General features: G+C 59.0%; 15 protein-coding genes and 1 tRNA gene. 9 read left to right on the forward strand and 7 right to left on the reverse strand.

What is annotated here, in order from left to right:
* Positions 1–30 precede the first annotated feature (30 nt).
* A complete protein-coding gene (locus tag WM42_RS08010) occupies positions 31–528 on the reverse strand; it encodes a universal stress protein (protein WP_061925158.1) in 498 nt (165 codons plus the stop codon).
* Between the two features lie 59 nt (positions 529–587).
* On the opposite strand from WM42_RS08010, the gene WM42_RS08015 reads away from it, so the two are divergent.
* The 7 genes from WM42_RS08015 to WM42_RS08040 all read left to right on the forward strand — a co-directional run bounded on the left by WM42_RS08015 (position 588) and on the right by WM42_RS08040 (position 12856).
* Positions 588–1757, forward strand: coding sequence for a glycoside hydrolase family 3 N-terminal domain-containing protein (locus WM42_RS08015; RefSeq protein WP_235591236.1), 1170 nt, complete (start codon positions 588–590; stop codon positions 1755–1757).
* Positions 1758–1815: 58 nt separating this feature from the next.
* Complete coding sequence (locus WM42_RS08020; RefSeq protein ID WP_201057355.1) at positions 1816–3501, forward strand: VanW family protein; 1686 nt, start codon at positions 1816–1818, stop codon at positions 3499–3501.
* A gap of 3 nt (positions 3502–3504) precedes the next feature.
* Positions 3505–5286: an ABC transporter ATP-binding protein gene (locus WM42_RS08025; protein ID WP_062036899.1), complete on the forward strand. Its 1782-nt coding sequence runs from the start codon at positions 3505–3507 to the stop codon at positions 5284–5286.
* 639 nt (positions 5287–5925) lie between these two features.
* A complete protein-coding gene (locus WM42_RS08030; protein ID WP_062036902.1) occupies positions 5926–7410 on the forward strand; it encodes a SpaH/EbpB family LPXTG-anchored major pilin in 1485 nt (494 codons plus the stop codon).
* 193 nt (positions 7411–7603) lie between these two features.
* The gene (locus WM42_RS08035; protein WP_235591237.1) at positions 7604–8509 is read left to right on the forward strand and encodes a class C sortase; all 906 of its coding nucleotides are present in this window, start codon (positions 7604–7606) and stop codon (positions 8507–8509) included.
* A gap of 4 nt (positions 8510–8513) precedes the next feature.
* Positions 8514–9365: an isopeptide-forming domain-containing protein gene (locus WM42_RS13035; protein ID WP_082787656.1), complete on the forward strand. Its 852-nt coding sequence runs from the start codon at positions 8514–8516 to the stop codon at positions 9363–9365.
* On the forward strand, positions 9365–12856 hold the full coding sequence (locus tag WM42_RS08040; protein ID WP_062036909.1) for a DUF6923 family protein: 3492 nt from the start codon (positions 9365–9367) through the stop codon (positions 12854–12856). Before WM42_RS13035 ends, WM42_RS08040 begins: the two co-directional genes overlap by 1 nt.
* A 78-nt stretch (positions 12857–12934) precedes the next feature.
* On the opposite strand, the gene WM42_RS08045 is transcribed toward WM42_RS08040, so the two are convergent.
* Both WM42_RS08045 and WM42_RS08055 read right to left on the reverse strand, forming a co-directional pair.
* Positions 12935–13867 (reverse strand): class C sortase, encoded by a 933-nt coding sequence (locus WM42_RS08045; protein WP_062036912.1) that lies wholly within the window; start codon positions 13865–13867, stop codon positions 12935–12937.
* A gap of 347 nt (positions 13868–14214) precedes the next feature.
* Positions 14215–14288, reverse strand: a tRNA-Gly gene (locus WM42_RS08055).
* Between the two features lie 87 nt (positions 14289–14375).
* On the opposite strand from WM42_RS08055, the gene dcd reads away from it, so the two are divergent.
* Both dcd and WM42_RS08065 read left to right on the forward strand, forming a co-directional pair.
* Positions 14376–14948, forward strand: coding sequence for a dCTP deaminase (gene dcd / locus WM42_RS08060; RefSeq protein ID WP_062036915.1), 573 nt, complete (start codon positions 14376–14378; stop codon positions 14946–14948).
* A gap of 53 nt (positions 14949–15001) precedes the next feature.
* Positions 15002–16324 (forward strand): UDP-glucose dehydrogenase family protein, encoded by a 1323-nt coding sequence (locus tag WM42_RS08065; protein ID WP_062036918.1) that lies wholly within the window; start codon positions 15002–15004, stop codon positions 16322–16324.
* Here the strand turns inward: WM42_RS08065 and WM42_RS08070 are convergent.
* The 4 genes from WM42_RS08070 to WM42_RS08085 all read right to left on the reverse strand — a co-directional run bounded on the left by WM42_RS08070 (position 16321) and on the right by WM42_RS08085 (position 20961).
* Positions 16321–17619: a YibE/F family protein gene (locus tag WM42_RS08070; protein WP_082787657.1), complete on the reverse strand. Its 1299-nt coding sequence runs from the start codon at positions 17617–17619 to the stop codon at positions 16321–16323. The genes WM42_RS08065 and WM42_RS08070 overlap by 4 nt on opposite strands.
* Before the next feature lie 94 nt (positions 17620–17713).
* On the reverse strand, positions 17714–18943 hold the full coding sequence (locus WM42_RS08075) for a pyridoxal phosphate-dependent aminotransferase (protein ID WP_062036921.1): 1230 nt from the start codon (positions 18941–18943) through the stop codon (positions 17714–17716).
* Positions 18944–18987: 44 nt separating this feature from the next.
* Entirely contained in the window at positions 18988–19632 is a 645-nt protein-coding gene (locus WM42_RS08080) for a DUF1707 SHOCT-like domain-containing protein (RefSeq protein WP_235591238.1), read from the reverse strand.
* Positions 19633–19674: 42 nt separating this feature from the next.
* Positions 19675–20961, reverse strand: a complete 1287-nt coding sequence (locus WM42_RS08085) for a cation:proton antiporter (RefSeq protein ID WP_062036925.1) — start codon at positions 20959–20961, stop codon at positions 19675–19677.
* Positions 20962–21010: the final 49 nt, after the last annotated feature.

Genomic DNA, 21010 nt, shown 5'->3' on the forward strand with positions numbered 1-21010 from the left:
CCCACATCCTAGCAGCTACCTGCTAGAAATTTAGCTATCTTCTTCCTCCGCGTCGTCGTCCAACTCGGGCGGAACAATAAAGACCGGAAGGCCAGCGTTACGCACGATGTGCTCGGCCGTGGAGTTGGTCCACCAGCCGCGGAAGCCACTGAGAGCGCGGGTGCCGGTGACGATGATATCGACGTCGAGTTCTTGCGCGGCGTCGACAATAGCGGAGGCAATCGTGGTCACCGACTCCACCAAGTGGGCGCGGCCGGAAAGGCCCAGGTTTTCTGCAACCTCGACTCCTTGCCTACAAATCCGCAGCGCTTCCTCATAGGCCGGATCATCTTCCACCGCTTCCGGCGCCACCGTGGACTGGTGCATGCCAGTACGGCTGACCGCACGCGCTGCCTGACGGGCCATCGGCTCCCACGCCGTCAAAATCTCGACGTGGCGCGGGCGCAGCAGGCGGGCTGCGTGCTCCATCGCGCGGGCTGCCCGAGTGGAGCCGTCGTAAGCAATTAACATCGTCTCACCGTTACTCATGGATGCCATACTAACCCCCTCCGCGGGCATATCGCTGGGAATCGTGCACACTGGAAGACATGGAACTTTCCCCGTCCCCGATGTTCTCGGCCCGCACTGCGGCTACCGCTGTCCTCACGCTTGGGCTTGGTTTTGGCCTGGCTTCCTGCGATAGCGAGCAGCCGGAAAGTACGCAGGAGCCCGCGGCGTCGAGCTCGGCGCCTGGTGCGGCGTCGGCAAGCGCGGCACCGAGTACAACCCCCAGCGAGGAAGTGCCTGTGCCCGTGGACCGCCGCCAGCTGGCCGCATCGGTGCTCATGCCGCCCGCGGTGAACTACGACGACGCGCTGGCCAAACTGCAGGCCGGCGCCGGCGGAATCTTCATCCCCAGCTGGGCAGACCCGGCGCTGCTCAGCGAGCCAGGACGCGACATTAACGCCCTGCGTGCGGCAGTGGGCCGCGATTTCCAAGTCTCCATTGATTTCGAAGGCGGGCGTGTACAGCGCTTTTCCGAAATCCTCGGCGAGCATCCCGCGCCTGCGCAGATGGCCGCCGAGCATAGCCCAGAAGAGGTCGAGCAGATGGGGGCCGAGATCGGGCGCGTGCTGAAAGAACACGGCATCAACGTGGACTTCGCGCCGGTTCTCGACGTCGATGGTGGCGAACTCGAAGTAGTAGGCGACCGTTCCTTTTCCACCGACCCCAAGCAGGCCGGCGAGTACGGCGCGGCTTTTGCCCGCGGCCTGGAATCGGCGGGAGTAAAGGCTGTGTTCAAGCACTTCCCAGGTCACGGCCGCGCTTCCGGTGACACCCATCTCGGCGAGGCTGTGACTCCGCCGCTGGAGGAGCTTTACGGCCACGAGTTTGTGCCTTTCCAGGAGGCGATCCCGGCGGCTCCTGCGGCGGGACTCATGATGGGGCACCTCGTTGTGCCGGGGCTGGGCGACGGGCAAACCCCCGCCTCCATCAATCCCGCGGCATACCAGCTTGCGCGCGAGCAGCTGCACTATGGCGGGCCTATCTACACCGATGACATCGGCGGCATGGCCTCTATCGCAGACACCATGAACGTCCCGCAGGCGGTGGTGGCTGCGCTGGCTAGCGGCGCGGATATGCCACTGTGGTCCACGGATGCTGAATTCCCCGCGGCTGTCGATGCGGTGGCCGCAGCACTCGATGACGGCACGCTCACCGATGTGCAGCTGCAAGCCTCCGCCCAACGGCTTACGGGTGGAAAATTGCCCGAATAGTAAGAGCTGATCAGGACCTTACTAGGAAAGTTTCAGCTTGAACGATAGTCTTTAAGGCGTGAAAAAGGCAGTAGGAAAGCAAACTGGCAAAGGCTGGCACATCACACTCGGTGTGATTGTCGGCCTTCTCCTCATCGCAGGCATCGCCTATGGGTGGGATGTAGTTGCGAATCAGGGCAAGGTCCCGCGCGCGACGTCGGTTGGCGGCGTCGACATTTCCGGAATGGAGCGCACCGCAGCGGTTGAAAAGCTGGAGCGGGAGCTTGGCGACGTCGAGACCAAGCCTGTCTCGGTCACCTCTGGAGAAAAGTCATCCCAGCTGGTGCCGAATGAATCCGGCTTATTTTTGAACTATCAAAAGGCCGTGGACGGTATCCCTGATGCTTCCTATAATCCGTTTAGCCGCCTGTACAGCTTCGTGAAATCCACCAAGGAAATCCCGGTGACCGTGGACGTTGATGCAGCGGCTTTGGACAGCAATTTGGAACGGGTAAAGAAGGAACTTTCCTTCGAGCCGAAGGACGGCATGCTGGAGCTAAACAACGGCGGTCTGAAGGCAACTAAGCCGGTCCTTGGCCAGACCGTGGATGATGCGGATCTGAAGAAGTCGGTGAAGGAGAACTGGTTGGACCCAGCCGGCGTTGAGGTGGCTCCTGTTGTTGTGGAGCCGGCGATTAACGACGACGCGATTGAAGCAATGCGCACCGGTGACGTCGCGAAGGCTTTGGATAACCCGCTGACCTTGAACGGTGAGAACAATGTCTCCGGCACGCTGCACAAGGATGAGATCGCGCAGTTTGTTTCCATCGAGGCAAAAGACGGCAAGCTGGAACTGAAGGTGGATACCCCGAAGGCGCAGCAGTTGTTTGAAGAGCACATGGATGGCTCGCAGGTGCCAGGCCAGAATGCCAAGATTTCCTTCAGCGGCAGCAAGATGAACGTGACTCCTTCGGTCGATGGCTCGATTATCGACTGGGAGAAGACCATGAAGGATTTCGACAAGCGCGTTAAGGGCGACGAGCGCACCTGGGATGCGGACTACAAGCCGGATCCGGCGGAGTACACCACGGAAATGGCGGAGAAGGCAACCTTCAACGACACTGTTTCTGAGTTTTCTACCGGTGGCTTTTCGGGCGCTTCGGGTGAGAACATCCGCCGCGTGGCGGAGGAAGTAAACGGCGCTGTTGTCAGCCCGGGCGAGACTTTCTCTCTTAACGGCTACACCGGCCCGCGCGGTACTGCGCAGGGCTATGTGGAATCCGGCATCATTATTGATGGCCACTCCGGTACTGCAGTGGGCGGCGGCATCTCGCAGTTCGCCACCACGTTGTACAACGCTGCCTACTTCGCTGGCATGGAAGATGTGGCGCACACGCCGCACTCATACTACATCTCACGCTACCCGGCGGGCCGTGAGGCTACCGTGTACGAGGGTGCTATCGACCTGCAGTTTAAGAACACCACGAACACCCCGGTCCGCATTGAGACCAGCTTCGGTGGCGGCAAGATCACCGTCCGCTTCAAGGGCGTGAAGACCTACAACGTGGAGTCTGTCAACAACGGTCGCTGGGCCACTACCCAGCCAACCCGTATGTCGGTGGGTGAGGATTGCTCGCCGTCGTCAGGCGCGCCGGGCTTTACTACCTCGGATACCCGCATTATTAAGGACCTCTCCGGCCGCGAGATTTCGCGCGAAACCACCACCACGGTCTACGACCCGCAGCCCATCGTCTCCTGCGGTTAGGTCATGGCTCGGCCGATGCACACCGCGGTGAAGGACCCGGCGGACGTCGATCAGCTGGCCCAGCACCCGATTGCCTTTCGCCGCGTGGCCGGCCTTTTCGCAGCCCACCGCGGCACGCTGCTTGTGGTGGTAGCGCTCATCATCGCGACCTCTGGGCTGACGGTGGTGCAGCCTTTCTTGGTGCGCCGCACCGTGGATGAGGCCATTCCCAACCACGACACCGCACTGCTTCTGTGGTTGGTTGGCGGCATGCTGGCCATCACCGTGGTCTCCCAAGCCATTGGCGTTATCCAGTCCTTTTTATCCGCGCGGGTGGGGCACACCATCATGCACGAGCTGCGCACGCAGGTCTTTGCCAACCTGCAGCGCCAATCGCTGCAGTTCTTCACCAATAACCGCGGCGGCGAAATCCAGTCCCGCCTGACCAATGACATCGCGGCGATGCGCGGCATGGTGACCACAACCGCGACATCCGTGGCCAGCAACCTCACCATGACTGTGGCTACGTTGGTGGCGATGGTGGCGCTTTCGCCTACCCTCTCGCTTTTGTCCCTGGTGGTACTGCCGCCTGCAGTGTGGCTGACCCGCCGCGCCGCCGTTCTGCGCCGCAGCCTCATGGAGAAAAACAGCCGCGCGCAGGCGACGCTGCAGCAGACCATTTCGGAGAACCTGTCCGTGTCCGGCATGCGCCTGGCGGCCACGCTGGGTGCGCAGGAGCGCGTCTATGACGGCTTTGAGAAAACCTCCCGCTCCCTCATCCGTTTGGAGCTGGAATCGCAGTTGGCCGGGCGCTGGCGCATGGCGCTGACGCAAATCATCTTCGGCGTGATGCCGGCCCTGATTTACCTGGCGGCCGGCTTGCGCCCGGGCATTACGATTGGCACGCTCATCGCCTTTTCCACCCTGCAGACCCAGATCTTCCGTCCCATTACCGGCCTGCTCAACGTGGGCGCGCAGTGGGTGGCGTCGATGGCGCTGTTTAGCCGCATCTTCGAGTACCTGGACCTGGAGCCCGAACTCACCGAGGCCACCCAGCCCGCCCAGCTTGCCGACGCCTCCCTCACCCTCCAGCACGTCTCCTACCGCTACCCCGGCACCGACACCGACGCGCTTTCCGACGTCTCCCTTTCCATCCCCGCCCACACCACCACCGCGCTAGTGGGGCATACCGGGTCCGGCAAGTCCACGGTGGCCGCACTGTTGGCGCGCTTAGCCGACCCCACCGAAGGCACCGTGCACCTGGGCGGGGTCGACCTGCGCGATATTCCACCTGAGCAGCGCGCGGAGGTCGTTGGCGTGGTCTCCCAGGAGACCTACCTGATTCACGGCACGGTGCGGGAGAACCTCCTCTTCGCGCAGCCGAATGCGAGTGAGGAACAGATGTGGGCGGCGCTTAACGCCGCGCGCGTGGACGAGGTCATCGCCGCGCTGCCGGAAGGTCTGGACACAGTGGTGGGCTCGCGCGGCTACCGCTTCTCCGGCGGTGAGCAGCAGCGCCTTTCGCTTGCCCGCACGTTGCTGCGCCAACCACGGGTGCTCATCTTGGATGAGGCCACCTCCGCCCTCGACAACGAGACGGAGCGCGCCATCCAGGAGGCAGTGCTTGGCGCGAATGCTACCCGCTTGGTCATCGCCCACCGCCTGTCCACTATCCGCGATGCCGACCAGATCATCGTCCTCGACGCTGGCCGCGTGGTCGAGCGCGGCACCCACGCCGAGCTGCTTGCGTGCGGCGGTGCCTATGCGGCGCTTCTTCGTGCTGTCGACGAGGCTCAGAGTACGTAGAGAGCTCTTGTCAGGAATCTTAACGCTATTAACTCTTTGGTACGTGGGCTGTTGAAGGCTGAGAATCTAAATGAGTTCAGGGTACCTTGAGCGCTCTTGGTGACGCTTCCTTTTATGGGTCATCAAAGGGGATGTTCTACCTGGTGGTATTGGCAGCATATATGGTTCGTTTCGTCGTCGTTGGAAGGTGCTCTCTGGGAAGCTACTCTCCTGCGTGAAGCTTGCATTCTATGTAACGGGTGTAAAATCGAGCAGGCTTACCCCCTTAAAGGGGCAATGTGTTCAATTTCACACGAAACTAGATGACGTCTCGAAAGCATTAGTTGAACTGCAGAAGGAGTCTTCACGTTTGGGTGGACCGTGCGGATTCTTGAGAAGTTTAGCCGGTTTTGCGGGGGAGGAGCTTTAGTCGGGGACTTTGCCCAACACGCTGGGATAGCATCTAGTTATGTAATCCACAGGCTATCGTTAGTTAAGGTTGGCGCCTGCGTAGACGTTTCCACCTGAAAACTACTCTCGGCAGGTGAAAGATTCTTAGCAACGAGTCAGGTCATGGTGCGTGAACCGTGGGGAATGGATTGCACACAGCCAATGGGGCGCGGTGCCTCATTTCAGAACTCGTGTAAAGGACCAATTTCCGTGAACAAGATCTCTCGTACCGCTCGTTCGGTTACCTTCGCTGCCGTCGTTGGCCTCTCTATGGGTATCTCCGCTCCGGGGGCCCTGGCGCAAGACGGTACTGCTGTTGAGCAGCCTGCCGGTGAGCAGGGTGCTGTAAACAAGGCAAACATCAATTTCTCCAAGAAGGGCTCGATCACCCTCTACAAGAAGAAGGGCGCCGAGACCACTAATCCGGCCACTGGTAAGGAAATGACGGGCGTCCCGGGTGAGGCTCTGTCTGGCGTGACCTACAAGATCACCAAGCTCGATTACGATCTGCAGAACGGTGATTGGGCAACGTTCCCGAAGTCGGCTGCTGACGTCAAGGACGAAAATAAGACTACGGATACCAAAGAAGCAAAGACCGACGATGACGGCAAGGCAGCTTTCACTGACCTGCCATTGGGCATCTACTTGGTAGAGGAAACTAACGCTCCGGCCGGCATCGTTGCTGGTGCCCCGTTTATCGTGTCGGTGCCGATGGTCAACAAGTCTTCCGATTCGTGGAACTACGACGTCATCGCATACCCGAAGAACACGGAAACCAAGACCGAGAAGACTGTCCAGGATGCTGGCAAGAACATCCAGGACGAGTACCGGTACACCATCAATGCGGATGCCCCGACCTGGGCTGAGGGGAAGAAGCTGACTGCCTTCCGCTTTGAGGATCAGCTGGACAAGCGCCTGGACTTCCAAGCGGTCACTGAGGTTAAGGCTGGTGATACGGTTCTCACTGCGGGTGACTACACGGTCAATGACCCGAAGGCCAACGGCAACAAGCTTGTCGTAACCCTTACCGAGCAGGGCCTTGCCAAGGTCAAGTCCGGTGCCAAGATGTCCCTGACCTTCGAGGTTAAGCGCAAGGCGGTTGGCGACACCACTGAGCTGAAGAACCAGGCTGATGTCATCTTCAATAGCCCGAACACCGGCAAGGAAGTCAAGAACCAGACCAACGAGGTCGTGACCTATCACGGCAAGCTCAAGGTTGTTAAGAAGGACGGCAAGGAAGCCGACAAGGTCCTGGAAGGCGCTGTGTTTGAGCTCTATCAGTGCACCTCGGCCTCCGAGCTGGGTTCCAAGATCAAGATTGGTAACGCAGAGAATTGGACCACCGGCGCTGACGGTACCTTCACCATCGATGGCCTGCACGTCACCGACTTCGAGGACAACAAGGAAGCACCGGCTACCAAGAAGTTCTGCCTGAAGGAGACCAAGGCTCCGGCCGGCTACGCGCTGCCGGAGAAAGACGTTACTGAGATTGACTTCACCCGCGACAAGATCGCGGAGATTGGTGAACTGAACGGTGACGACAAGATTACCCTCGTGTCCGAGATCGACAACATTAAGCAGGACACCCCGAACCTGCCGATGACCGGTGGCGCCGGTGTGGGCATCCTGGCTGCTATTGGCGCAGCGATTGTTGCTGCTGGTGCTTGGTTCGCTCGTCGTACCGCGCGCAACTAATAGCCGGGCATAGTTCCGGTGGCGCAGACTGTCCATGATGGTCTGCGCTGCGGGTCGGGTAATCAAAATATGGTGCTCGACCCAGTGAGGGGACTGGGCTAGGTATAGACTTCAGTCCCCTTCATTCTCTTTCGTTGTAATCCCGGTCGCGCTGCGCTAGCGCGTGGGACATTCTTTTGGGTGGTGCGGGTCGTTGACTACGGTGGTAGGCCAAAATGCAGGCCGACGGCACAGGCGCCGTGGAGGCCTAGTCCTTCCGGCGGTAGTCGTTGTCGTCGGGTTGTTGGTGATGCTGTACCCAGTGGTCTCGACCGCATGGAACAATTGGAATGCCTCAAGGGTGGCGCAGGAATATGCGCGACTGGATAAAGAGACACCGGCGCAGGTTCAGGATTCGGTTTGGGATGCTGCGCATGCATACAACGAGGAGCATACGTCGGGTCCGATTCTGGATCCGTGGCTGAACCGTATCGGGGTAGACAATCCCGACTATGAGGCTTATTTGAAGCAGTTGGGTGAGACCGAAGCGATGGCCCGCCTCGTGTTCCCGGAGGTAGACGTTGATCTTCCGGTATTTCATGGCACCGCAGATAAGACACTGCAGCGTGGACTGGGACATTTATATGGTTCTGATTTGCCGGTAGGCGGATCAGGAACCCACTCCGTCATTACGGGGCATACGGGTCTGGCAAATTCGACGATGTTTGATCACCTCGACTCTGCCACCGAGGGAGACGTGTTCTACATCCAGGTTGCTGGCCACAAATTGAAGTACGTCGTCGACAGCATTCAAGTGGTTCTGCCGAGTGAGGTTGATGGTCTACGGCCAGTCGCCGATCAGGATTACGTCACGCTGATTACCTGCACCCCGTACGGGATCAACACACATCGCTTGTTGGTACGTGGCCATCAGGTTCCTATGGAGCCGGGGGAGGAGTCGGTATTTGAAGGCTCCCACGGCCCGGGTTGGCAATGGTGGATGTACGCACTGTTGGCTGCGGTGATTGTCATTGGTTGCTGGCTGGTGTGGTGGCTGCGACGGCAGAAGGCGGCCGGAGCGCAAGAAATTATTGGTGAGGAAAGTAGCGTGCGGGAGTAAGGCGATGAAGAGGTTGACAAATACTTGGTCGGCCCGAATGGTTGCCGTCGGAGTAGCGTGTGCAATTGCGTTCGCTGGGCCGGGCATGGTTGCTGCGGGTGCGGTACAGGTTGCCGGGCAGCAGTCCACTGGTGCGGAACGCACTTCGGCTACGGATACAGTGACAATCCGGCTGACACAAGGCAATCCCAACGACGATGGCCAGGCGCCCTCGGGAAAAATCCAAGGTGTCACAATTCATCTGGACCGGCTTGCCGGTTTGGACCCGACCAACGCTGACGACGCAGCCCGCGTACGGAACGCGAATCTCGACGAGGTTCGTGATTGGCGCACCGATGTGCACGTGGATCTGGTCACCAATGCCAATGGCGAGGTGACGTTTGATGGTCTAGCTCATGGCTTCTATGTGGTGACGTCTACAGCGCCGGATGATTCCTACCGAGAGATAAACCCGTTTGTGGTGGCGGTTCCATTCCACACGGTGGTAGATAACCCGAAACCAGTACCAGGAGTAATCGTGGCTAAGACCCACAAACCGGGTGAAACGCCGACGCCACCCACGTCGTCATCTGCTCCGAGCGCTCCGCCGTCACGCCCGGATACCCCGCAAACACCTCCGAACTATCCACCGACTAAACCAGGGAAGCCACCTCACCAACCCGAGACAACGCCGCCGGGTACTCCAAGTGCCGGTAAGACCTCAACCCCAGTAACGCCGTCGGGCAATGGTGGCTCATTGGCGATGACCGGTGCACAGGTAATCGGTGTAGTAGCCGCAGCGTTGGCATTGATTGCCACTGGTTTCGTGATGATTGCCTTTAGCCGTAGGAAGAATTCAGAAAGCGAGGGACGGTAATGTCCTGGACAGATTCTCATCTGGTCGAGCCGGTAGCGTATCGCTGGCGCGTCGTAGGGGCGTTCGCTGCAGTGCTGGCCCTAGTTTTTAGCGTCGCTGCGCCGGCTGCTCTTCCAGGTTTCATTGGCGCTGTCGCCGAGGCACAAACCACAGCGTTGCGTGTCGAGCTTGATTCCGCAGACCAACTGAGCCTGACTGTTGGCGACTCCGCAACATTTGAAGGCCACTTTGTTGACGCCGGAACCGTGGAGGAGTTGGAATTCACTGTTGAGACTGCAGGACTGGAGTTCGACGGCTCGGCCTACACACTGACTATCGACGGCGAAGTGATCCCCGTCCGCGAAGGAGACAACCTCGTTGTAAAATCAACCAGTTCTTCAGTGACTTTCCGAATCGCTGGCCTTTCTACTGACGTGCCAGCAGGGGCAGCTTTCTCACTGAAGATCCCAGCGGTCGCAGAGGAATCCGAACTGAGCGGGATGTCCGTCGACGTGCGTGGAGTAGCCGAGGAGACTACCAGCACGTCATCACCTGAATCCAGCGAAGCCTTAGAAGCCCCTTCGGAGGTGACTGAGCCGCTTGATATTGCTGACGTTGACGCGGCCCCAGCCCGTCTGATGGCGGCGCCGAACATTACCCCGTACGCTGCAGGCGACCGCACCATCACGATGGTAAACGATGGATACGTGCTTAAGGGAAGCCGATATATCCCGAACTTTAAGATTCCGTCCGGTGAGCTTTTTGGCGGCCAGCTGTCCATTCCGCAAGGCACGGTGGTTACCCTCAAATCCAGCGTTAACAGTTATTTATCGACTAACCCTGATGACCTGACGATCTATTACACCGGTGCCAACGGAGGTTGGTATGAGGCGAAGGTGACCTACAAAAGGATTAGCGCCAAGGAATACCAAGTCATCCTGCCGCAGATTACTATTGGTGGCACCGCACAGATTCAGTTTAAGGGTGTTCACCGCGGGCCAGACAATACAGTGTTTACAGCTTCCTTCACTGTTCCTGCGAAAGAAGAGTGCCAAGATCCGGTTACAAGCAGGCAGCCAAAGCGCGAGCTCACCCCAGCTGAATTTGCTGACGGTAGCCCTGTCTACGTTGTGACCAGTGAGCCTGCAGGCCGGACCCGCGATACCTCTGTCCTGCGCCGGCAGATCGACCAGGGCCGCGATTACCGGCAAGTAGGCGAGAAGACCCCATGGGTTTATAACTCTCTAGCATTCAATTCGAGCGACAACTGGCTCTACGCGGTGAGCCAGATTCGCGGCGAAAATGGTGATCCTTGCTACCCAGCAGGACATCTCCTGCAGATTAATCCGGCGACCGGTGTGGTACATAACCTTGGGCCTATCCTTACGTCCGGAAGCACCGGTACCCCTTTCGAAACGAGCAGCGACCGGGATCTGCTTAACGCGGGCGTGTATACCAGCGAGGGTTTCTTCGTGGCTAACACGTCTAACTCTGGTACTCGGCGCCTTTATAGAATCGATGTCGATAATGTCACTGCTAAACGCGTGTTCGGAAACCAGCAGTCTTTTTCGGAGGACTGGGCGGTGCTCCCGCAAGCCCAGAAGTACATGTGGGGCTTCCAGAGTAGAGGTAAGGCCGGCGACAAGCTGATTCTTGAACGCATCGATACTCAGACCGGGGCAGTCAAGACCTGGGATCTCACGGGAATCAAGACTTTGGACGGGCGCACTATCTCCAACCCCTCCTCCTCGTGGGGCAAGGCATGGACCTATTCCAATGGAAACCTAGGGTTTGGATCGGGTAGTTCGAATGCGAATCAGCTGGGTTTTGAGCTAAAAATCAGTAACCCGGACTCCGAAAGTCCGACGTTCGAGTTGGTCAACATAATGAACAACCTGCCTGCTTCATTTAACACGGATGCTGCTTCCGATCTGGTGCCGCCGCCGCCAGCGCTGCAATCCAACATTGCAGTGAAGAAGCAACGCTCCGAGACCAAGGTGGTAAACGGCGAGGTCCGTACTTTCTGGACCATTTCGGTGGAAAACACCTCAGCTAACGCCAGCTCGGGAGGCACGTTCTGGGAGTACCTACCAACGGATACTCACTATGGGGTGAATGCTTCCGGTCCCACTGCTAAGTTCGAAGGCTTTGGGCCTGGATCCACACTCGTCAACGGGCGTAATCCAGGGCCTAACGAGATTGGCCCGGGGGCCGGTATTTATGCAGGCATGACTGTCCCGTCCGGAGCGGACGGTGAGTCCCGATACATGATGGGCTATGTTGGTACACTTCCAGGACACGCGAAGGTAGAGTATGTCGTCTCTGCGCCGGCGCGAACGGATAAAAACGGCAACCTCAAGACGGTGTGTAGCCCGAACAAAGTGGCTTTCCAAGCCACTGATGGTGAGGCCGGTAGCGACAACGTTGCTACTGAAGCCTGCTTCAGCAAGGTTGCTGTCGACAGTGCACCGCAACCTGTTCCTGGTGCGGCGAATGAATATACCGCGAAGTACAACGTCGTAGTAGCCGCCCCGGATGCTCCCGGCTTCGACACCAATGAGGTGATCTACGGAAAGCTGACGGATACCCCGAAGTTCGTTGGTGCCGCCACGGTTACTGGGGCCACTGTGGTCTTCAAGGACGAGTTCAACAAGACCAGCCAGCCGCAGTCGTACCAGGGGGCCGGTCCGTATGAACTCAACAAGAACGACACTCCAAAGATCATTAAGCCCAAGGGCGTCAATGGAAGCTCCGGGCAGCACGTCTACGAGGTGACGGTGCGCTTCAAGCTGGATCGAACCAAATTGAATAGCACATCCGTCCCTGCCGGGTACCCGAGTCAGCCTGCCGGTAACTCCCGCTGCTACACCAAGGGTGGCCTACATGAACCCAACTTTGGCCTCATGAACGAGGCAGAGATGGGTGGTTGGAAAGACACCTCTTGTATCCCGCTGGAGAGCAAACAGATGGATGTCCTGCTTGAGAAGGTTAGCTATGATCCAGCCGCGCCGGACAAGATCCAAACCGACGGGTTGCTCGGTGGCGCGCAGTTCACCGTCCACCGCGGTGACGCTGATGGAAACCTGAAGCTAAACCCAGATGGCAGCGTCAACACTGATGCTAACCCCGTGGTGAAGCAGTCCACGACCACCACCACAGGCCGCGTCAAGCTCGAAGGCTTGGACGCCCCTGGCGTGTACTACCTCATCGAGACTAAGGCGCCGAACGGCTATAACCTACTGCCCACGCCGATCAAGTTCTCCACGGAATGGGATCAGAACGGCAATGCAGTCATCAAGGTTCTCTCCGGAGGCACAGCGATCACCAGTAATAGGTGCGCTGAGTCCGACACTGCTGCCAATTGCGTAAAGAAGGTCGGCATCCTTCAGGTCGCCGACATCACCAAGGGTGCACTGCCCAAGACCGGTGGTGAGGGCGTAGGCCTGTGGGCGCTCGCTGGTGGCGCGATTGTCGCGGCAGGGTGCCTCGCTTTGCGACGCCGCTGGGTATAGAACCACCGCTTGCGGCTACTTTTAGAAAAGGCCCGCTCTTCCAGGGAAGGGCGGGCCTTATTGCATGTTCATTGGCGGTTAGGAGTCTTGCGGGTCGTCGTCAAGCGCGGTGTCCTTGGCGTTGCTGACATATTTGCGCCACCAGTAGATGAGCAGAAGCACGATGATGGCAGCGGCAGCCAGGATGGCCCACATCCACCACTGCCAGTGAACACCCGAGCTGTTGAATGCGGCCTCGTCTTCCGGATCCATCGGCACTCGGTGGCCGGTGACGAGCAAGCGGTGGGTATTTACGCCGTAGGGAGTGCAGGTAATGAGCGTAACGAGGTCCTGGCCAGGCTCACGGTGAAGCGAGCTGGTGTCTGCGGGCTCGACGACGCGAATATCGTGCACCTCGTACTTGAGCTTCTCGCCGCCGGCGGCGATATAGAAAGCATCACCCTTCTTGACCTTGGTCAGGTTGTCCCACAGCGTGGCGTTTTGTAGGCCCGTGTGAGCGGAAAGTGCTGCGTGCCGGCCCTCACCATCACCTACGCCGCCGACAGGTAAGTCCGTGCCATAGAGGTGGCCAGCGCCGCGAGAAAGTGCCTTTTCTGAGGTGCCGTGATAAATGGGCAGATCGGAATTGATGGAGGGGATAACAATGCGGCCCATGGCATCGGTCTCCGACAATACAGACAGGTATTGGCGGTAGCGCTGGTATTCGGGAGAGTCTTCGTCATCGGTGGTGGTCCAAGCGTCTTCCACACTGATGTGGCCCAGCTGGGCATTGTAGGCCTGTGCCTCGTCCCACGCGGTGTGCAGTACCTCAGGCGGGGCTTGCTTCTCCAGTTTGGCGTATTCCTCCGCGGCGCGGGATTGGGTGTGGTTGTTCCACTGCGTGGCCACGACGGGGTAGAGCAAGACACCGAGACCGACGAGGATCAGAATTAACGCAATGATGGCGTTGGGGTTGACGACGCCCTTCTTCTTGGGTGCGTCGCTGATTTCCGCTGGTTCGTGCTTGCCCATTGTGTCCTGCCTGTGTGGGGGTCTGTTGCCGCGCGTCCTAGGGGTTGACGTGGGGTACATAACGTGAGTGTTAGAACCTCAGACTAGATCGGAGAGAATCCGAAACTGTGCCTAGTCGCCGATAACGAAGCACAGGGCTTCATACCGATTTAGAGTGGCCTCATCGATGGCTAAGTTTTGATCAACCGCGCACAGTTCGCGGAGTTCATCGATTGTGCGGGGCGCAAGCTCTTGGAGTAGATGCTCACACTCAGCGCGAAGATCCGCTGTGGTTTTGGGCGTGAAGATAGGGGCTGTCATGGTCCATCCTGTAAGTATGAAATTAGTCCATGAACTGGGAAAATAAGTGGAGCCGACGACGGGAATCGAACCCGCGCCAGCAGCTTGGGAAGCTGCAGTTCTACCATTAAACTACGTCGGCGCAATGCATCTTGTGCATCGTCGTAAAGCTTAGCACCGCCGCCGCCTAAGGCCATAAAAGGCCCAGTGGGGAGGTAGACTATCAACCGTGCTTCTTTCTGATCGTGATATCCGTGCCGCCATTTCCGCTGATGCTCCCGAGCGTTTGAGCATCGACCCTTTCGACGCCGAGATGGTCCAGCCTTCCTCCATCGATGTGCGCTTGGACAAGTTCTTCCGCGTGTTTAATAACTCGCGCTATACGCATATTGACCCCAAGCAGGAGATGCCGGACCTCACCAGTGAGGTGGAGGTGGCCGAGGGTGATGCCTTCGTCCTACACCCCGGCGAGTTCGTGCTGGGCGCCACGCTGGAAAAGTTCACCTTGCCGGCCAACCTGGCAGGCCGCTTGGAGGGCAAGTCCTCCCTGGGTCGCCTAGGCTTGCTGACGCACTCCACGGCAGGCTTCATCGATCCGGGCTTCTCCGGACATATCACACTCGAGCTGTCCAACACCGCTAACCTGCCCATTTCGCTGTGGCCCGGGATGAAGGTGGGCCAGTTGGCTATCTTTAAGATGTCTTCGCCGGCGGAGGCTCCGTATGGTTCCGGCGCGCTGGGCTCGAAGTACCAGGGCCAGCGTGGACCGACGCCGTCGAAGTCCTATCTGAACTTCCGTTAAACTTTTCGTTCTCGCCGCGCGCTTCAGGTCAACCGCGCCTAAAATTCCCGGTTATGCGTATGACTGTGATTGGTACCGGCTACCTAGGTGCGACTCACGCCGCCTGTATGGCGGAGCTCGGCCACGAGGTACTCGGTGTAGATGTTGATGAAAGCAAGATTGAAGCTCTCAAGAACGGCCGCGTGCCGTTCTACGAGCCCGGCCTGCCGGAGGTACTCGAGCGCAACATCGAGGCCGGCCGCCTAGATTTTTCCACCAGCTATGACGACGCCGCGGAGTTCGCCAACGTGCACTTCCTCGGCGTTGGCACCCCGCAGGCCCACGGCTCCTACGCCGCGGATCTCACCTACGTGAAGTCTGTCATCACGGAGCTCGTACCGCGCCTCAAAGGCGAGCACGTCATCTTTGGTAAGTCCACCGTTCCCGTGGGAACTGCGGCGGAGCTGCAGGAGATGGCGAATGAGTTGGCCCAGGAGGGCAGCCACGTGGAAATCGCGTGGAACCCAGAGTTTCTGCGCGAGGGCTATGCAGTAAAGGACACCATCACTCCAGACCGCATCGTTTTGGGCGTGCGGGGCGGGCAGTCCCGCGGCGAGGCTGTAGCCCGTGAAGTCTATGCCAAGCCGTTGGCGCAGGATACGCCGTTTATTGTGACTGACCTGCAGACTGCCGAGCTGGTCAAGGTCTCTGCGAATGCGTTTCTGGCCACCAAGATTTCCTTCATCAACGCCGTGTCTGAAATCTGCGAGATTGCGGGCGCGGACGTCGTAAAGCTTGCCGATGCTATCGGTTACGACGAGCGCATCGGCCGTAAGTTCTTGGGCGCGGGTCTGGGCTTCGGCGGTGGCTGCCTGCCGAAGGATATTCGTGCGTTCATGGCACGTGCCGGCGAGTTGGGCGCGGACCAAGCGCTGACCTTCCTGCGTGAGGTCGATGCCATCAACATGCGTCGCCGTGACCGCACCGTGGACATGGCTAAAGAGGCCTTCCAAGGTTCGCTGTTAGGCCACCGCGTGACAGTTCTGGGATGCGCTTTCAAACCGAACTCTGACGACGTTCGCGATTCGCCAGCGTTGTCCGTGGCGGGCTCTTTGTCCTTGGCTGGCGCTGCGGTTACCGTCTATGACCCAGAGGGCATGGATAACGCCCGCAAGGTATTTCCTACGTTGAACTACGCCGCTGACTGTGAGGAAGCTCTGCGCGAGAGCGAGCTGGTTATTCTCGCCACCGAATGGCAAGAATTCCGCCAACTGGACCCTGCCGAGGTGGCGGAGCTGGTCACCAACAAGCACATCATCGACGGCCGCAACGTCCTAGACGTTGAGGCGTGGAAGCAGGCCGGCTGGACCATCGAGGCGCTGGGCCGCAGCCTCTAGCGAACGGACAGGGCGCTATTAGTAGCGTCAGGTTCGGGACCCGCCTCACGCTGCGGGATGGTCAGCGCTGCGATGAGAGTGGTGATGGGCACTGCTAGGGTCAGTGCCATTGCACCCACGGCGGAGCGCAGGAGCTCGGTGGCTACGAGGTCGCTGGAAAGAATCTGGCCCGCCGGGCGCTGAGCTGCTGTAATCAGCATGAGCAGCGGCACTGACGCGCCGGTATATGTGAGGACGATGGTGTAGACCATGGAAGCGATATGGTCGCGGCCGACCTTCATGGCGGACTTGAACAGCTCCGCAGGGCCTGCTTCGGGGTTGAGCTCATTGAGCTCGCGGACGGTGGAGGCCTGCGCGATGGAGATATCGTTGAGGCTGCCCAGCGCGCCGATGATGAAGCCGCAGAGCAGGACACCCACGATGGAAACTCCGGGCATGTAGAGCAGGATCTTGAGGTTGTCTTCGGAGCTAAGCCCCTGCAGGCTCGTTGAGTTGATAGTGGAGCTGGCCAGGAAAGCCGCCAGCAGCAGGGCGATGAGTGCACCGCCCAAAGCAGAGGCGGACTTCCAGTTGAACCCGTGCACGAGTGGTACAACGATGAAGATGATGGCGGCGCTGGTTACCAATGCCAGGCCCAGCGGGCTGCTTCCCTCTACGAGCGCGGGAAGCAAGTAGAAGAATACGATTGCCAGCGAAATTGCCAGGCCAATGAGCGAGCGTAAGCCGTGCCATGCCGCAAAAGCAATGATGACGATAGCGGCGATGATGGCCCAGAGGACGAGGTTGCCGCTGCGTTGATAATCAGCAAAGGCATAGTCTACGTCCCCGTTGGGGCCGGTGGCCTCGGAGAGCAGGATCTTGTCGCCTTCGTGCAAGTCTGGGTCGCCTGCGACACCAAAGTGCACCAGCTGGGTCATCTTGCCTGCGTTGTCCCCGGAGGTGATATCGATGAGGGAGCGGGTGCAATCGCCGCCCGGCTCAGCGGGTATGAGGGGCGCTTTGTCGAAGGCCTTGCCGGTCTGATCCGACTGGCAGATGGCGTGGTCGACAGTCTTGACCGTGCCCTCGGCCTGCGGATGGTTCAGAGCGTAGGTCTGCGAGAACTCTGCGCTCGTGTGCTCTACCGAGGAAGTGGTAGGGCGCAGGATAATAGTGCCGATGATGGTCGCAAGGACGGCCAGCGCAAGCCCGATGAGCAGCGCAAGACGCCACGGGTTGTGGTTCGTCGATAAAGAAAGGCGGCCTCCACTAGGAAAGGAGACCACCGGCTTGGAAGCCGTCGTATGTTTGCCCATGCAGCTTATTGTGAACGATTGTCAGTTCAAATGGCAACTGCACACAAAAATTGCAAACAAATACGAGGCCTTTCACTTAGAAAGGCGGCTTGAGCTACTGGCGGTAGCTGGCCAGGAAGTTGCCGAGGCGCTCGATAGCGTTTTCCAGCTGGGAAGCCCACGGCAGGGTAACCACGCGGAAGTGGTCCGGGTTTGGCCAGTTAAAACCAGTGCCCTGGACCATCAGGATCTTCTCCGAGCGCAGGATATCCAGCATCAACTTGGAATCGTCGTGAATCTCGTAGACATTCGGGTCAAGGCGCGGGAAGCAGTACAAAGCACCCATCGGCTTGGTGACGGAAACGCCCGGGATCTCGTTGAGCTTCTCGTAGGCCACGTTGCGCTGCTTGAGCAGGCGACCGCCCTCGCCCGTGAGCCCGTAGATGGACTGTCGTCCGCCGAGGGCTACCTGGATTGCGTGCTGCGCCGGAACGTTTGGGCACAGGCGGGTGCCCGCCAGTAGGTCGAGCCCCTCGATGAAACCACGCGCGTGGCTCTTCGGGCCGGTCAGCACCATCCAACCAGCGCGGTAGCCCGCCACACGATAAGCCTTGGACAGGCCGTTGAAGGTAATCGTCAGCAGATCCGGAGCGAGGGACGCGATCGAGATGTGCTTCGCGCCGTCGTAAAGAATGCGATCGTAAATCTCATCCGCCAAAATTAGCAGGTTGTACTCACGCGCTACGTCTACAATGCGCTGCAGAACCTCACGGGAGTAGACGGCGCCCGTTGGGTTATTCGGGTTGATGACCACGATGGCCTTAGTCTTTTCCGTGACCTTCACACGGATATCCTCGATCGAAGGATTCCAATCATCCTCCTCATCACACAGGTAGTGCACCGGCGTACCGCCCGCTAGGGAGGTGGCGGCAGTCCACAAAGGGTAATCGGGAGCTGGGATGAGTACCTCGTCGCCGTCGTTAAGCAGCGCCTGCGTGGTCATGGTGATGAGCTCAGAAACACCATTGCCCAAGTAGACATCGTTGACGTCGAAGTGCGGGAAATCCTCCAGCTCGTAGCGGGTGACAATCGCGCGGCGTGCCGGAATGATTCCCTTCGACGTGGAATAGCCCTGGGAAGTCGGCAGCGCTGCGATCATGTCGCGCATGATGACGTCCGGGGCATCGAAACCGAATACGGCAGGATTGCCGGTGTTCAGCTTGAGGATGCTGTGGCCGTCTAGCTCCATGCGCTCCGCCTCCGCAGAGACCTCACCACGGATGTCATACGCGACGCCTTGAAGCTTGGTGGATTGGTCAAAAATGCGGTTGTTCGGTGTAGTCATGGAAAATATTCTGCCACTTACAGGCTATTAAGGTCTCAACTAGACTACTTTTTGTTCCATTGCTCAAGCTTGCGCTTGGCCAGATTCATGGCCTCGCTGGTCAGCTCACCTGCTTGGCGGCGCCTCTCCGCCCACTGCGCTTGCTCCAAAGCCTTCTGCTGGGCGCGCTCTTGGGCCGTTAGTTGCAAAAACTCGCGGCGGTGCTGGCGCTCAATCTTGCGCGGGGAGGGCTGGTGCCAGGACTCTGGGCCGATTTTGGCGACGTAGAGCATAATCCACAGCGCTGGGATGAGGAACAGTGCGCCCACGCCGCTGAGGAGAGCAATCGTGCCGGCGGTTTCGGAAACGACGAAGCAGGTGGTGGCGGCGAAGGTTAAGGCCATCGAGCCAATCAGCGCGGTGGCCAGGCGCGGCTTTTTGCTGGACTGATAGGCACGCTTGACCTCGCCACGGGAATAGACCTTGATTTCGGTGGAAGATACGGCTGGAATATCGGCAAACAGCGGCACGAGTTCGCGGCGCGTGTTCGCGCGCATGACGTCGTCGGAGCGCTCCTCGAATTCTTTCATGCTGAGCCTGCCCTCGCCGACGGCGCGGGCGAGATCGTTGATGGCGTCGGTCTTCTCTGCGTCGGAAAGCCGCATTGAAGAGGAAGGATCGAAGGGCGAGGAACCGTAGCTGTGAGTCACAAATTCTACTATAGGAAAACTATTTGCCTTTGTGGTCAGCTGTTAGTGATCAGCTTTCTTCTGCTTCGATTCCGGCTGAGGTTTAGGCTCTGCGGGTTCGTTTTCTTGCTTGCCTTTGACCAAGCTAGATAAGAGCGGGAAGAGCGCTACAGTCAGCGCGCCACCGGCAACAAAGATAGAGGCGGTTTCGGTATCGACGATTTTGGAGCTGACCGCGATGGTCATGACAGCGACGATGATCGGAAGACCCGTGGCGGCGTAAAGGGCGACCTGCAGGCGCTCGCGGGTGGTTTCGATATCGGAGCCGGTGTGGTGGATGTTCTCACGCAGGAATACCGGCAGGCCGCGGGTGACCAGAATCAGCGCGGGGATGCCGATGACCTTGAGAGGGCTATTGGCGATGACGTGCCAATCGATGGCCATGCCGGAGACCACAAAGAAGACGGGGATCAGCATGGAATAGCAGACCACATCGAGGCGGGTTTCGAGGCGCTTGTGGAACTCGTCCGGAATGATCCGGTTGAGGATGATGCCTGCGGCGAAGGCACCGAGGACGATGTCGAGCTCGAAGACCGAGGTCACGGCCATGAGGATGGCCAGGATCAGGATGATGAGGCGGAGGATGGTTTGGTTTGTGGAACCTGCGCCGGAAAGGAACGCCGTCTTGAGCCACGGCACTGCGACGATGAGCGCGCGCGGCATGACCGCAACGACGACCGCGATGATGATGAAGGCCAGCAGAATTAGCATCGTGGTCAAGGTGGAGCGGGTACCGAGCAGCAGAGCCATGGCGGTAATCGGTGCGACCTCGCCGATGGCGCCGTGGATGACGACGGAATTGCCCACCTTGGTGCCGAGGAGCTTGTCCTGCTTGAGCATTGGGGTGATGGTGCCCAAGGCCGTGGAGGTAAGCGCGATGGCCATGACGATGGCACTCGGAATGTCATCGAGCAGGAAATAAGCACCCACGAGACATGCCACCATGCAGATAAACCAGGTGGAAAAGCCGGTGACGGCTTGTTTAGATTTCAGCGTCGCAAGATCGATTTCGAATCCCGCGAGGAGGAACAAAGCGCCGACGCCCAGCTCTTTGAGCATGCCGATACCAGGGTCCTCGTGTGCGAGGTCTAATACAGACGGTCCCAGGATCATGCCGAACAAGATAAGCAGTGCCACGGCGGGCATCTTGTTTTTCAGCATGAAAGAAACCAGTGGCGCTAGGAGGGCGGCGGCCATGATCCAAGCGAAGGAGACGAGGGACGGGGTGTAGTCAGCTTCCCCAGATGCGAGCACCAATGTGTCGGCGGCTCTAGTCGCGACATTAAGCATGTCAACAGCGTACGCGTCGAATCTTCCATGTGCCTATTCGGCGAAGCAT

The organism is Corynebacterium simulans (assembly GCF_001586215.1).
In the GTDB taxonomy this organism is placed as follows: Bacteria; Actinomycetota; Actinomycetes; order Mycobacteriales; family Mycobacteriaceae; genus Corynebacterium; species Corynebacterium simulans.